Source organism: Brevundimonas vesicularis (genome assembly GCF_900445985.1).
Lineage (GTDB): Bacteria > Pseudomonadota > Alphaproteobacteria > Caulobacterales > Caulobacteraceae > Brevundimonas > Brevundimonas vesicularis_D.
Window position 1 is genome coordinate 900692 of sequence record NZ_UAQP01000005.1, and the last position, 13761, is coordinate 914452.

7 protein-coding genes and 1 pseudogene are annotated in these 13761 nt (G+C 64.9%); 6 read left to right on the top strand and 2 right to left on the bottom strand.

Annotated elements, in window-relative coordinates; all coding sequences use genetic code 11:
• Positions 1 to 145: 145 nt before the first annotated feature.
• Positions 146 to 844, top strand: a pseudogene (locus DT343_RS18000) (GMC family oxidoreductase N-terminal domain-containing protein); the annotation flags it as partial.
• Here DT343_RS18000 and DT343_RS18005 read toward each other — a convergent pair.
• Positions 809 to 2197: a glycoside hydrolase family 15 protein gene (locus DT343_RS18005; protein ID WP_368731203.1), complete on the bottom strand. Its 1389-nt coding sequence runs from the start codon at positions 2195 to 2197 to the stop codon at positions 809 to 811. The pseudogene DT343_RS18000 and the gene DT343_RS18005 overlap by 36 nt on opposite strands.
• Positions 2194 to 3183, bottom strand: coding sequence for an SDR family oxidoreductase (locus DT343_RS04480; protein ID WP_112861902.1), 990 nt, complete (start codon positions 3181 to 3183; stop codon positions 2194 to 2196). The genes DT343_RS18005 and DT343_RS04480 overlap by 4 nt, the downstream gene beginning before the upstream one ends.
• A gap of 438 nt (positions 3184 to 3621) precedes the next feature.
• Between DT343_RS04480 and DT343_RS04485 the strand changes: the two genes are divergently transcribed.
• The 5 genes from DT343_RS04485 (at position 3622) to DT343_RS04505 (ending at position 13745) form a co-directional block, all read left to right on the top strand.
• Entirely contained in the window at positions 3622 to 4878 is a 1257-nt protein-coding gene (locus tag DT343_RS04485) for an MFS transporter (protein WP_112861903.1), read from the top strand.
• A 267-nt stretch (positions 4879 to 5145) separates the two neighbouring features.
• The gene (locus DT343_RS04490; RefSeq protein ID WP_112862572.1) at positions 5146 to 7410 is read left to right on the top strand and encodes a beta-glucosidase family protein; all 2265 of its coding nucleotides are present in this window, start codon (positions 5146 to 5148) and stop codon (positions 7408 to 7410) included.
• A 52-nt stretch (positions 7411 to 7462) separates the two neighbouring features.
• Positions 7463 to 10555: a TonB-dependent receptor gene (locus DT343_RS04495; protein ID WP_112861904.1), complete on the top strand. Its 3093-nt coding sequence runs from the start codon at positions 7463 to 7465 to the stop codon at positions 10553 to 10555.
• 99 nt (positions 10556 to 10654) lie between these two features.
• Complete coding sequence (locus DT343_RS04500; RefSeq protein WP_112861905.1) at positions 10655 to 12226, top strand: tryptophan halogenase family protein; 1572 nt, start codon at positions 10655 to 10657, stop codon at positions 12224 to 12226.
• Positions 12216 to 13745: a tryptophan halogenase family protein gene (locus DT343_RS04505; protein WP_112861906.1), complete on the top strand. Its 1530-nt coding sequence runs from the start codon at positions 12216 to 12218 to the stop codon at positions 13743 to 13745. Before DT343_RS04500 ends, DT343_RS04505 begins: the two co-directional genes overlap by 11 nt.
• The last annotated feature ends 16 nt before the right edge of the window (positions 13746 to 13761 follow it).

Below are 13761 nucleotides of genomic sequence, written 5' to 3' on the forward strand. Positions count from 1 at the left end.
CGTCATCATCGGCAGCGGCGCCGGCGGGGCTCCGATCGCGGCCAGTCTGGCGAAGGCCGGGCTGTCGGTCACGGTGCTGGAGGCGGGGCGGGCTTTCGACCCGGTTGAGCATACGCCTGACGAAACGACGGCAGACCTCTATTGGATGGAGGAGCGTCTCAGCGGAGGGCGCGACCCGACCGCCTTTGGGGCCAACAACTCCGGCCAGGGCGTCGGCGGCTCGTTGCTGCACTGGGGCGCCTTCTGCCCGCGACCCGATCCCCGTGATCTGAAGCTGGCCTCGGAGACGGGACGCGGACGGGACTGGCCGTTCGGCTGGGACGAATTGAAATCCTATGTCGAGACCGTAGAGACGGTGATCGGAGTCTCAGGCCCGGCCGACTATCCGTGGGGCGGGCGGCAGTTCGCCTATCCGCCTGTCCCGCGCAACGCCCCGGCGGATGCGATGGCCCGTGGCGCGACGGCCGTCGGGCTGACCGTTACGGATGCGCCGGCGGCCGTGCTGTCCCGCGATCGCGAGGCGAGGACGACGCCCTACCGCATGGCCTGCGTCAACTGCGGCGCCTGCCATCAGGGGTGCCGAACCGGCGCCAAGGGCGGCGCGGACAACAGCTTTCTGCCGATGGCCGCAGCTGACGGCGCCACGATCATCGCCAACGCTCGGGCCATAGACGTGGAGCGTGACGCCGGTGGGCGGATCAAGTGCGTGATCTATCGCCGCGAAGGGCGGGATCATCGACTGAACTGCCAGGCGCTGTTCCTGTGCGCGGGCGGTGTCGAGACGCCGCGCCTACTGCTGAACTGGGGACTAGGCAACGCAGGCGGCGAGGTCGGCCGCAACTTCATGACCCATGTGGCGACCCAGGTCTGGGGCCGGTTCGACGCCGACATGTCGATGAACCGCGGCTATCCGTCTTCCCTGATCAGCGAAGAGATGGTGCGTCCGTCGGACGCGAACTTCGCCGGCGGCTATCTGATCCAAAGCCTCGGCGTCATGCCGGTCACCTTGGCGGGCGGGTTCGCGCGCGGCGCGGGCCTCTGGGGCGCGCCGCTGGTCGATACGCTGCGCAACTACCGCCGGCTCGCCGGGATCGGCATCAATGGAGAGTGTCTGCCGGACGACGACAACCGCCTGACCCTGTCCGATGAGGTCGACGCCGTCGGGCTGCGCAAGGCGCGGATCGACTTCAGCTATGGCGAGAACGAGCGGCGTCTGGACGCCCATGCCCGGCGCATCATGTCGGAGATTTGGACCGCCGCCGGCGCCGAGGACATCTTCGCGGTGGCCCGGTCGGCGCACACCATCGGCGGCTGCCGGATAGCCGGCGTCGCGCAGCCAGGCGTAGCGATAGTCCCAGTTCTTGTCGCCGCCCAGACGCTCGGGCAGGGATGTCGTGGCCGCCGCGGCGATTGCGCCCGAAGGGGAGTACAGCAGCAGCTTCAACGCCAGGGCGCTGCGGATAAAGTCGTCACGATACAGGCCGGGGCAGTTCAGGCGCGCCGCCCAGTCCCGCCATTCCTGATCCGACAGGTCGATGCGGGCGTCGATCTCTTCGATGGACGGCACGACGAGCGGCTCGTCCCGCCCGGCGACGATGGCCACCGTGCGACGCTCGCCTGCGCCGACAACGATGGTTCCGACAATGCCCTCATCGGACCACTCGCATGAGATGCGCGGATCGTGGACGAACAGGCCAAGCACCCGCTCGACGTGGAAGACCGTGTGTTCGCCGATCTTGGAATGATACGGATTGGCCGTATCGCCCCGACGCCCCAGACGCATGTCCAGGGCGAAGGTCACCTGGCCCTCGAGGCCATCGACACGGCGGGCCAGTTCGCACCACGGCAGGCGGCCGGCGGTGCCGCTGTTCAGGCTCTCGGTCAGACGCGCGCGCCCGGTGGCGGTGGTGAACTCGGTCTCCAGCACATTGCTGTCGGGACGATAGCGGCGGGTCGCGGTGAAGGGCTCGGTGGGCGTGATCGAAAACCGGCCGCCCTCCGGATCCAGCAGGCGGTCAAAAAGCGGCGGCGCATCGATCGCCGGCACGCACCACCAGTCAATGCCGCCATCCAGCGCTGAAAGCGCCACCGTCCTGCCCTCGCCCAGAACGCCATAGTCTTCCAGAGCGACGTATCCGTCGGGACGGAACGCTTGCGATGAGCGCGCCGGATGGGGCGTGAAGGTCGTCTCTGTCATCGTTTGGACGATCCGATCGCAAAGCCAGCCGTTACGGCAAGGCCGGCAAGGACGCCGACCGCCGCGACCTTGAGCGCCGCAATCTGGCGGCTGGACACGAAACCGATCCACGGTCTGACGACCCGTTCGGTGTCCGGGCCGTCGATCGCCGCCGGACCTTCCTCCGGGCGGTCGAGATTGCCCATGCGGGGAAGTTGGGGGCCGCCTTGCTGCGCTGTGATCATCTTGGCCGCCTGGCGATCCGCCAGCGCCGGTGCGAACTGTTGCCCCAGCGCCATCACCCATGTCGTGCGACCCACGAAGACCTTGCGGCTGGGGCGCTGCACGGCCGACCACACGGCAGCTGCACACAGGCGGGGATCAAACAGGGGATCTGGAATGACCTGGGCTCGGTCGGTCCGGTTGCGTGACCACAAGGGCTGGGGCGTGTTTACGGCCGGCAGATAGACGGTGGTCAGGGTGACGTTGGAGGATGCGGCGATCAGTTCGGCCCTAACGGCCTCGGTAAACCCGTCGACGGCCGCCTTGGCGCCGCAGTAGGCGGCTTGCAGGGGCGCCGGGCGGAGCGCCAGACCCGAAGAAATCTGGATGATCGCGCCCCGATCCAACGGGCGCATGGCGTTGAGCGCGGCCCGCGTGCCGTAGACCTGCGACAGATAGGTGGTTTCGGTGACGCGACGATAGTCGTCGTCGGTGAGATCCTCGTCGCGGCCGATGACAGTGGACATCGCGTTGTTCACCCAGACGTCGATACCGCCGAACGCTTGGGTGACTTCGCGGCCCACACGCGCGACGAACTCAGGGTCGGATACGTCGCCCGCCAAGCCCATGGCGCAACCGTCGGCACCCTTTAGCAGATCTACAGCGCTAGCGAGACGCTCGGCCTCTCTGGCGACGAGCACGACTTGCCAGCCCGCCTTGGCGAAGCGCTCCGCTACGGCCAGGCCGACACCGGCGCTCGCCCCTGTAATAACAATGACGGACATGGCGATCCTGCTGACGTTGGAATGGAACGGCGCTCGCCGCGATCAGGGAGGGGCTGTGAGAACGGAGCGCTGTTGGGAAGGTTGCGGCGAGATGTAACCCGATCCAGAAATCGCTCGCGCGCCGCGTTGATCCACCGTGTGAGGAGACGGCACGACGACTGGAGCCCCTTCTGGCGACCTGCCAGGGATTCGATGCGGAGCAGCGTCACGTTGGCGCGCGGGATGTGCAGATGCGCCGCCATGGGAAGATTTCTCGGAACCTGCCGAATGGCCCGCCTGACGTGGTCGCGCGGCGGTTTGGTTTTTCGCCTGTTAGATCGCGCCTCGCCCTAATTGCCCATGATCCGTCTCTGAGTGTTCGTATGCTTGAGGCATTGCCATTACATTGCTTGGCTCACACAGTGAGGCCTTGAACACCGTCAACGCGAGCCCGGGCCTATGGAGTTGACGGACACGCCTCGGCTTAGTCTGACTTTTCTGCTGCTTTACGCCTTGGCCTGGGGCGGGGGCGTCGTGGCCTATGTGCCGCTGCTGACCCTCATCCTGCCCGTGAAAATCGAGGCGATCGCGGGCGCCGACAAGATGGCGCTGCTCAGCCTCACGACCCTGATCGGCGCGGCCGTGGCGAGTGTGGTCAATATCGGCGTCGGCGTCCTCAGCGATCGGACGGTCATGGGGCGGCGGGGGCGCCGTCCCTGGATTTTGGCGGGTCTGATCCTGACGCTGTGCGCCTATGGATGCATCCACGCCGCATCGACGCCGGTCCAGATCGTGCTGGCCGTGGCGATCTTTCAGGCGGCCCTTAACACCATGCTTGCGCCGTTGAGCGCCATGGCGGCCGATGAGGTGCCGGACAGCCAGAAGGGACTGATCGGCGGCTTGATGGGGGCAGTCTACACCTTTGGAGGGATCGCCGGCGTCCTGGTCACGGCGTCCCCCGCCCTTGGCGAGGCGTTGCAACTGGTCATGACCGGCGTCTTGGTCACGGCAGGCGTTCTTCCCCTGTTGATCGTGTCACGGCGACGTGGCGCGATTATCCCGGCCGCCGTCACGGACGTTTCCACAAAGGCTTTGAGGGTGCGCAATCTGGCCAGGGTGTGGATCGCACGACTGCTGATCCAGATCGCGGGGACAATCTTTTTCGCCTATCTTCTCTTTTACTTCGAGACCGTCGACCGGACCGGTCTTCGCTTTGGCCCGCCGGATGTGGCGGGGCAGGTCGCCTGGTTGTCCAGCATCGTGACGATGGTGCTGGCGCCGCTGGCCATCGTAGCGGGGCGGTTCTCAGATGCCCTGCGAATGCGAAAGCCCTTCCTTGTCCTGTCCGCCGCCATGACGATGGTCGGTGCCCTGATTATGGGCGTCTGGCCGCAATGGGCGCCGGCGGCCCTGGGCTATGTGCTTTTCGCCTGTGGCGCGTCGCTGTTCCTGGCTTTCCAGGGCGCCTATGCCATGCAGTTGTTGGTCAAGCCCCGGCATCGCGGACGCGATATGGGGCTGCTCAATCTGACCAATACCGTCCCCGCCTTGATCGCGCCCGGGCTGGCGTATCTGCTTGCCGCCGAGGGGGATTTCACCATCTTGCTGCTGGCGCTGGCCGGTCTGACCTTTGTAGCCCTGGTGCTTGTGACGCAGATCAACGAAATGGCGGACTGGCGGCCCGATGCGCCTCCGCGAGGTAACAAAACCCCGTAACAATTTGTGGCTGCATTGTGGTTGTGAACGCTCTCAAATCGTGATCTATCCACACTCAGAGAGGTCGAAGAACCTCCGGGAGTAGAAACACGGGATCAGCTTGCAGTTGGGCCAGGTGTCGTCGCCACGCATAGGGCGCCGACGTCTTTCGTCCGATCGAAGGCGTCGATGCGCATCCGGATGTTGCTGGCGAGGCCTGGCGATGTCGTGGGCTGTCGCTCCGTCGTGCTGGCTGCATCTCTCTGACGGGGAGAGGCTATGTTCAGGATGCGGTATCGGGGATGCCTGGGGCTGACGATCAGCGCTCTGGCGCTCGGCGTGGTCCAGCTGTGGGCTGCACCGGCCCTCGCCGCGCAGTCGCAAGTGGTCGCGGCTACCCTGCCGGACGCCCGGGCGCGAGCGGACGCGCTGGTCGCGCGGATGACGCGTGAAGAGAAGCTCAGTCTGGTGCATGGCTATTTCCCGCCCATGGCGGACCGAACGCCGGGGGCGCCGCTGGAGCAAATGATCCCGTCGGCGGGCTATGTGCCCGGTGTGCCGCGTCTGGGCGTGCCGCCTTTGCGTGAAAGCGACGCGAGTCTGGGCGTCGCCAACCAAGTCGAACAGCGCAAGGGCGACGTCGCTACAGCCCTGCCGTCCAGCCTGGCGACCGCAGCCACCTTTGATCCTGAGATCGCCTATGCCGGCGGTGCGATGATCGGGTCCGAGGCGCGTTCCAAGACGTTCAATGTCTTGTTGGCGGGCGGGGTCAACCTGACGCGCGACCCGTGGAACGGGCGCAACTTCGAATATCTCGGGGAGGATCCGCTGCTGGCTGGTGTTCTGGCCGGCGAACACATTCGCGGCGTGCAGTCGAACAACATCGTCTCCACGATCAAACACTTCGCCTTCAACAGTCAGGAGACCGGGCGAATGATCATGGACGCCCGTCTAGGCGAGGCGGCGCTGCGCGAAAGTGACCTGCTGGCGTTTCAGATCGCGATCGAGCGCGGTCGTCCCGGCTCGGTGATGTGCGCCTACAACCAGGTCAACGGCGACTATGCCTGCGAAAACGACTTCCTGCTCAACCAGGTTCTGAAGCGCGACTGGGCCTATCCGGGTTGGGTCATGTCCGATTGGGGCGCGGTGCATTCCACGGAAAAGGCCGCCAACAACGGTCTGGACCAGGAGTCAGGCCAGGAGTTGGACCGTCAGATCTACTTCGGCGCGCCGCTGGGTGAGGCCGTCTCGGCGGGCCGCGTGTCTGAAGCTCGATTGGACGACATGGTCGCCCGCATCCTGACCGGGCTGATCGAGAGCGGGGCATTGGATCACCCGGTGCGGACGACGGCCGAAACGCCGGACTACGCCGCCCATGCCGAGGTCGCGCAGCGCGCGGCGGAAGCGGGCATCGTTCTGTTGAAGAACACGCGGGGCATACTGCCCTTGGCGGCGAGCGCGCGTCGGATCGTCGTCATCGGCGGCCATTCCGACGTCGGCGTGCTATCGGGCGGGGGGTCGTCTCAGGTCCGCTCGGTCGGAGGCGCGCCCATAGAAATCCCGCTGACGTCGGGGGCGGCTTCGTCCTTCGCTCGCGTCACCTATCATGCTTCTTCGCCGCTGGCGGCGATCAAGGCTGAGGCGCCGGATGCCGATGTGACCTTCGTCGGCGGCGCAGACGCCGCGCAGGCCGTCGCCGCCGCGCGCAATGCGGACGTCGTCCTGGTCTTCGCCACCCAATGGACCACCGAAGCGCAGGACGTCGAAGACCTGAAACTGCCGAACGGTCAGGACGATCTGATCCGGGCCGTCGCCGCCGCTAATCCTCAGACCGCAGTCATCCTGGAAACGGGCGGTCCTGTGCTCATGCCGTGGATCGACGAGGTCGCCGCGGTGGTCCAGGCCTGGTATCCGGGACAGCGCGGGGGCGAAGCCATCGCGCGCATCCTGTTCGGAAAGGTGAACCCCTCGGGCCGCCTGCCGATCACCTTCCCGCGCGACGGCGATCAGCCGCCCCGGCCCGTGCCCCCAGGCCTGCAGGCGCTGAAGGAGTCCGATGCCGCCTCCAATGCCGGCTCAGGCTCCGCTGCGGAGTTCAAGCCGTTCCCAGTGGAGTATCCCGAAGGATCGGATGTCGGCTACCGCTGGTACGAGCGCGAGGGCCGCAGGCCGCTTTTCCCCTTCGGTCATGGGCTGAGCTACACGACCTTCGCCTACGACGGCTTGACGATCGAGGCCGGCGATGCGCTGCGCGTCAGCGTCGAGGTGACGAATACCGGCGATCGCGCCGGGGACGATGTCCCGCAGCTATATGTGACCTTGCCGGACGGCGGCGCGCGGCGTCTGGCGGGCTTTGCTCGCGTCAGTCTCGCGCCGGGGGAGACCCGGCGGATCACCCTGACCGCGGAGCCTCGGGTTCTGGCCCGATACGACACGAGCGCGCCGGGCTGGCGCATCTTGCCGGGCGCCTATCGCGTCCGGGTGGCGCGCGATGCTCTGGACGAAGGCATTGGCGGAGAAGCGAGGATCACCCCGCATCTGCTGAAACCCTGAGGCAGGAAACAAGCCGCATCAACAAGCGGCGAACTGGAGGAGGAAACCGATCATGAGACTACGCAGGACATCCATTCTGACCGCCTTGCTGGCGACCACCGCCCTGGTGACGCCGGCCATGGCGCAGACAGCGCCGGAAACGACCCAGACCAACAGTCCCGACGCAACGACGCTGGACGAAATCGTCGTTACCGGCATCCGGGCGTCGCAGCAGCAGGCGATCAGCATCAAGCGCAACAGCACCGCTGTGGTCGATGCGATTTCGGCCGAGGACATCGGCAAGCTGCCTGACGTCACCGTCGCCGACGCCCTGCAGCGGATCGGCGGCATCCAGATCCAGCGTAGCGCCGGGGAGGGCGCGACGGTGAACATCCGCGGCCTCCCGCAGGTGGTGACGCTGTTGAACGGCGAGCAATACCTGGCGCCGGGCAATCTGGGCAGCGCCCAGCCGAACCTGAACGATGTGCCGGCGCAGTTGATGAACTCGATCGTCGTCTACAAGTCGATGGACGTTCACAACGCCCAGTCCGGCATCTCCGGCACGATCGACCTGCGCACCCAGCGGCCGTTCAACTTCAGCGAAGGCCTGACCATCGCCAAGGCGGCCGAGTATTCGACCGGCCAGGACACGCGCCACAACGACTACCTGTTCAACGGACTGCTCAACTGGCGCAACGATCGCTTCGGCGCGATGATTTCGGGCGTCTATTCCGAAGCCAACCTGGGCAACAACTATTCAGGGGTGTCGGGCGGCGTCTTCGGCAACAACGACTGGGGCGGTTCGGACAACAACTGGATCGCGCCGCACGGCTACGACACCTTCCATCGGGAGGTTGAACGCAAGCGCACCGGCCTGAACGGCGCGTTCACATGGAAGATCGACGACGGTTTCGACCTGACCGGCGAGGTCTTCTACACCAAGCTGGAAGAGCATGATCGGGCGGCGGGCCTGAACATCTCCAATCGCTGGAACGGCCTGACCTGGACCACGCCGACGGCCTTCACCCAAACCGGCGTCAACGGCAGCAACGGCAATCCCTGGCTCGACGTCACCGAATACGATCTCGATGTCTGGTGGATGAACTCGTTTACGGTCAACCGCACCAAGAACAATGAATCGACCAATCTGAACCTGGAGCTGAAGTACGATCGGGGCGGGCCCTTCACCTTCTCGGCGCGCGCGCTGCATGGCGAGGCGTCGCTGCTGAGCATGAACGGCCAGGTGCAGGGCGACCTGTCGAACTGGCAATATGCGCCGGATCGCAACTTCACCCTGTTCCGCGACGCCGCCGACCGCACGCGCGGACCCTTCTATTCGGCCGCCATCGCCGCCCAGTATCCGGCCTCGCAGTATTCGAACGGCATCATCGGCTCGGCCGGCGGTCGCTACATCAATCCCAACCCGCTGGGCATCGGCAACGATCCGCAGATCCATCTGAATGTCGGCGGCGGGCAGACGGTCTGGAGCAACTTCAACAATCCGATCGTGGGCGGTTTGGGCAATGTGCCGCTGACGCAGTATATGTCCAACCTGGATAGCTACGCGGTTGCGGCCTATTCGTCAGAGGGCAATCAGCGCAACGAATCCGAACTCACCGTCGTGCGCATGGACGGCGCCTACGAGTTTCAGAACGGCCCGGCGCTGGGCTTCATCGAAAAGGTCGATGTCGGCCTGCGGCACTCGGATCGCCAGGTGTCGATCACCAACTTCCACCTGTTCTCGGACGTCAACGGCTGTTCGGTTCAGTGGAAGGCGATCGACGTCGTCATGAACCAGAACCAATGCTCCGCCGGCGAGCAGGTGGCCAACCCGTCCTTCAACCCGGCGTTGCCGGTCAGCGCCACGAACCCTCAGACCATCTTCCAGGGCTATACGGTCAATCGTCCGACGAAACTGAACACCAACAACAACGTCTATTTCCAGGACGACTGGGGATCGATCACGCGCGGCCTGCCTGGCGTCTGGGTTGCCGATCCGCGTGACTTCGATGATGTCGTGGCCTTCCAGCAGCGCGTTTTCGGCAGCGCCTATGAAGTCATCATTCCGGGCAACAGCTATGACGTCGATCTGTATGAGGACAGCGCCTATCTGAACGCCACCGTCGGCTTCGGCAACCTGCACGGCGATGTGGGCCTGCGCGCCATCCGCACCGAGCTGCGGGTGCGCCAAAACCAGACAGGCGACACGCGCAACTATGGCGACACCAATCTGGATGTCGGCGACACCCTCTCATCGCGCACCTACACCGACTATCTGCCGTCGGTGAACATGGTCTACGATTTCAGCGACCAGCTGAAGCTGCGCGCGGCGTTCAACAAGACGATGATCCCGCTGGATCTCGGCAACTACGGCGGCGGCGTCACGATTTCGACGGCCGACTCGTCTGGGCCGACGCCGGACGATCCGACCGCTCCGCCTGTCGGCATTCGTCGCGTGACTGGCGCGACCTTTGCCGGTAGCCCGGAACTGAACCCATGGCGGTCGAACAACTATGATCTGAGCCTGGAATACTATGCAGGTCGCGCTACCATGTTCAGCGTGGCGATATTCAAGCTGGATATCGAAAGCTTCGTGGCGCGCGCTACAGTGAACGACGGCCAGTTCCCGGATGGCGACGGCATCATCCGTCGAACGGTGCCTGTCAATCGGCCGGTACAAGGCGAAAGCGGCTCGTTGCAAGGTCTGGAAATCGGCGCAAAGATCGGGCTCAGAGATCTGCTGGATGAAGGCAGCCTCTTCTACAACTTCGGCTTCGACGGCAGCTACACCTACTCCGATAGTGCGCAGAGCGATCGGAACCTGTCTGGCGAAAAGCTGCCGTTCATCGACAACTCCAAGCAGCAGGTCAACGCCGCGATCTGGTATCAGGGCGACAAGCTGCAGGCTCGCGTGGCCTACAACTACCGCACGCCTCGTCTGTCGAGCAGATTCGGCGATATCCCGATTTATCAGGATACTTCCCAGTATGTTGACCTGAACGTCACCTATCAGTTCAACGAAAATCTGGTGTTCTACGCCAATGGATCCAACGTCTTCGGCGAGATCGAGGAATACTACCTCGAGTTCGAGAAGGGCGCGGAACAGTTCCACTCCCGCAATGAGTTCGAACCGCGTTGGTCTCTGGGCGTACGCGCCAAGTTCTAGACTTCCCTGAAGCCTCTGGCCGGCGGCGACCTTTGCGTTGTCGCCGGCCTCTTTTCGTCTAGCCTAGAGTGTTTACGGTTCGAGGGCCGAACGAAGACAATGACTACTACTTCCGTCGAAGCGCCACGGACATCCGATCGGGGTGCCGCCATCCGAAAGGTCGTGATTGTCGGCGGCGGCACGGCGGGCTGGATGGCGGCGGCGGCGCTTGCCCGGCATCTGGCCACGACGGACGTGGCCATCACGGTGGTGGAGTCTTCCGAGATCGGCACGGTCGGGGTCGGCGAAGCGACCATACCGACGATCCGACGCTTCTACGCCCAACTGGGGCTCACCGACGCCGACGTGATGTCGGCGACCCAGGCCACCTGCAAGCTGGGAATCCGCTTCGAGGGGTGGGGCGGGCCTCGCTCGGACTTCATCCACCCCTTCGGTCTCTACGGCCAGGACCTGAACGGGGTCGGATTTCATCACTATTGGATGCGGCAGGCGGAAACCGGAGACGCCACGCCCCTGTCGGCCTATTCACTCGGGGCGTCGCTGGCGCTGGCGAACAAGTTCGTGGAGCCGTCGCCCAATCCGCCCTCCAGCCTGTCGGTCTTCGACTGGGCCCTGCATTTCGACGCCGCCCTGTTTGCGCAACGCCTTCGTCGCTATTCGGAGGGCTCCGGCGTGACGCGTATTGATGCGCGCATCGCCGCCGTGAAGCTTCGTGCGCAGGACGGCTTCATCGACAGGCTGGTCCTGGATGACGGGCGAGAGATCGAAGGCGATCTCTTCGTGGATTGCTCGGGTTTCCGGGGGCTGCTGATCGGCGAAGCTTTGGGAACGCCCTACGAAGACTGGGGCGACTGGCTGGCTTGCGACGCCGCCTACGCCGTTCAGACCGAGAATACGCCTGGCGACCCTGTTGCGCCCTATACGCGGGTGACGGCGCATCAGGCCGGTTGGCGCTGGCGCATTCCGTTGCGGCACCGAACGGGCAACGGCCTGGTCTTTTCAAGCGCCCATATGTCGGACGACGCGGCGCAAGCCGCGCTGATGGCCAACCTGCAAGGTCGACCCTTGTCGGCGCCGCGCCGCATCGATTTCCGTCCGGGGAGGCGACGCCAGGCCTGGGTGAAGAACTGCGTGGCGCTGGGTCTCGCCGCAGGCTTTCTGGAGCCTTTGGAAAGCACCAGCATCGCCCTCATCGAGAACGGAATCGAACGGCTGAAGGCGCTGTTTCCAGATCGCGATTTCGCCCCCGCCGTGCTCGAGGAGTTCAACGATCAGTCGGCGCGCGAGATGGAGCGCACGCGCGACTTCATCATCCTGCACTATTGGCTGAACGGCCGCAACGAAGCCTTCTGGCGAGAGCGGCGCGAGGCCGCCGTGCCCGACACCCTGAGGCGCAAAGTCGATCTCTGGAAGGCAAGGGGGGCGTTTGTCCGCTATCGCTGGGAGATGTTCCACCCGGCCAGTTGGCTCGCCATCTATGACGGGCTCGGGCTCATGCCGGAACGTGTGGACCCGGCCGTTCAAGGGATCGACCCCGTGCAACTGCGGCAGGGACTGTGGGGGATGCGCGATGCGGTCGCCGATATGGTCGAGCGCACAACCAGTCACGACGCCTTCCTCGCCCGCTTCGGGGGCGTGAGCGATCCGAAAGGGATTTCCAATGCAAGCTGACCCGTCCCGCAAGATCCGCAAGGTCTGTATCGTCGGCGGCGGGTCCGCAGGATGGATGGCGGCCGCGCTGCTGTCCGAACATCTGAAGGGCGCGCTCGGTCAGATCGAACTGGTGGAGAGCGACGACATCGGCACGATCGGGGTGGGGGAGTCCACCGTGCCGCCCTTCCTGCAACTGCTGGCCAAACTGGGTGTGGACGAACAGGTCTTCGTGCGAGAGGTGCAGGCCAGCTTCAAACTGGGCATCGAATTCAGAGACTGGAAGGCCAAGGGCCAGAGCTATTTTCACCCTTTCGGCACGATCGGCGCGCCGGTCGATCTGGCTGACTTTTACCAGGTCTGGTTGAAGGCCGCATTGCAAGGCTATCCGGGTGGTCTTCAGGATTTCGCGCCGGCGGCGGTGATGGCGCGGGAAGGGCGGTTTACCCTGCCGTTCAAGGCGGCGCGCACGCCGGTCGGCGGCGCCAGCTACGCCCTGCATGTCGACGCCAAAAGGGTCGCGCGCTTCCTGCGCACCTTCGCCGAGGCGCGCGGGGTGACCCGCGTCGAGGGCATCGTCGAAGATGTGCGTGTTCGCGCTGACGGGTTCGTCGATCATCTGGTCCTTAAGGGGGGGCGGACGGTCGAGGCGGACTTCTTCATCGACTGCTCGGGCTTTCGCAGCCTGCTGATCGGCAAGGCGTTGAAGGTCGGCTACCACGACTGGTCCCACTGGCTGCTGTGCGACCGGGCGGTCGCCGTCCAGACCGAGAATGTCGGCCCGCCTGCGCCCTACACCCTGGCCCAGGCGCAGGATTACGGCTGGCGCTGGCGCATTCCGCTGCAACACCGAACCGGCAACGGCTATGTCTTCTGCAGCCAGTATCTGAGCGACGACGAGGCCACGGCCAGCCTGATGGCCCAGGTCGAGGGCGCGCCCGTCGTGAAGCCGATGGTGGTGCCCTTCAAGACCGGCGTTCGTGAGCGCCTGTGGGACAAGAACGTGCTCGCGCTGGGGCTAGCCGGAGGCTTTATCGAGCCGCTGGAATCGACCGCAATCCATCTGATCTATCGCGGGCTGGACTTCTTCTTCCGCTTCTTGCCGGATCGCGACTGCGATCCGGTGCTGGCCGACGAATACAATCGACGCATGATCGCCGACTACGAGGAGATCAGGGATTTCATCGTCCTGCACTATTGCCTGACCGAACGAGACGACACGCCCTTCTGGCGCGCCTGTCGTACCATGGAGCTTCCGCCCGAACTGAAGCGCAAGATCGCGCTGTTCCGAAGCGGCGGGCGTCTGGCCGAGGGGCTCGACGAACTGTTCCGGGCCGTCAGCTGGCAGTCGGTGATGGAGGGGATGGGCGTCCGACCCCACACCCACCATCCGCTGACGAACCGTATTCCCTTCGATGACGTCCCGGGCCAGCTGGATCATGCGGCGGAGCTGCTGAGACGGGTTGTCGCCGATCTGCCGACGCATCAGCAATTCATCGACCGACACTGCGCCGCCCCGTCGCCGAAAGTCAGCGCTTAAGACGCTGGAGCCGGAC

Bases quoted from the DNA above. Each gene is read 5' to 3' on its own strand.
- DT343_RS04485 (WP_112861903.1), top strand. From the start codon at position 3,622: ATGGAGTTGACGGACACGCCTCGGCTTAGTCTGACTTTTCTGCTGCTT.
- DT343_RS04505 (WP_112861906.1), top strand. From the start codon at position 12,216: ATGCAAGCTGACCCGTCCCGCAAGATCCGCAAGGTCTGTATCGTCGGC.
- DT343_RS04490 (WP_112862572.1), top strand. From the start codon at position 5,146: ATGCGGTATCGGGGATGCCTGGGGCTGACGATCAGCGCTCTGGCGCTC.
- DT343_RS18005 (WP_368731203.1), bottom strand. From the start codon at position 2,197: ATGACAGAGACGACCTTCACGCCCCATCCGGCGCGCTCATCGCAAGCG.
- DT343_RS04495 (WP_112861904.1), top strand. From the start codon at position 7,463: ATGAGACTACGCAGGACATCCATTCTGACCGCCTTGCTGGCGACCACC.
- DT343_RS04500 (WP_112861905.1), top strand. From the start codon at position 10,655: ATGACTACTACTTCCGTCGAAGCGCCACGGACATCCGATCGGGGTGCC.
- DT343_RS04480 (WP_112861902.1), bottom strand. From the start codon at position 3,183: ATGTCCGTCATTGTTATTACAGGGGCGAGCGCCGGTGTCGGCCTGGCC.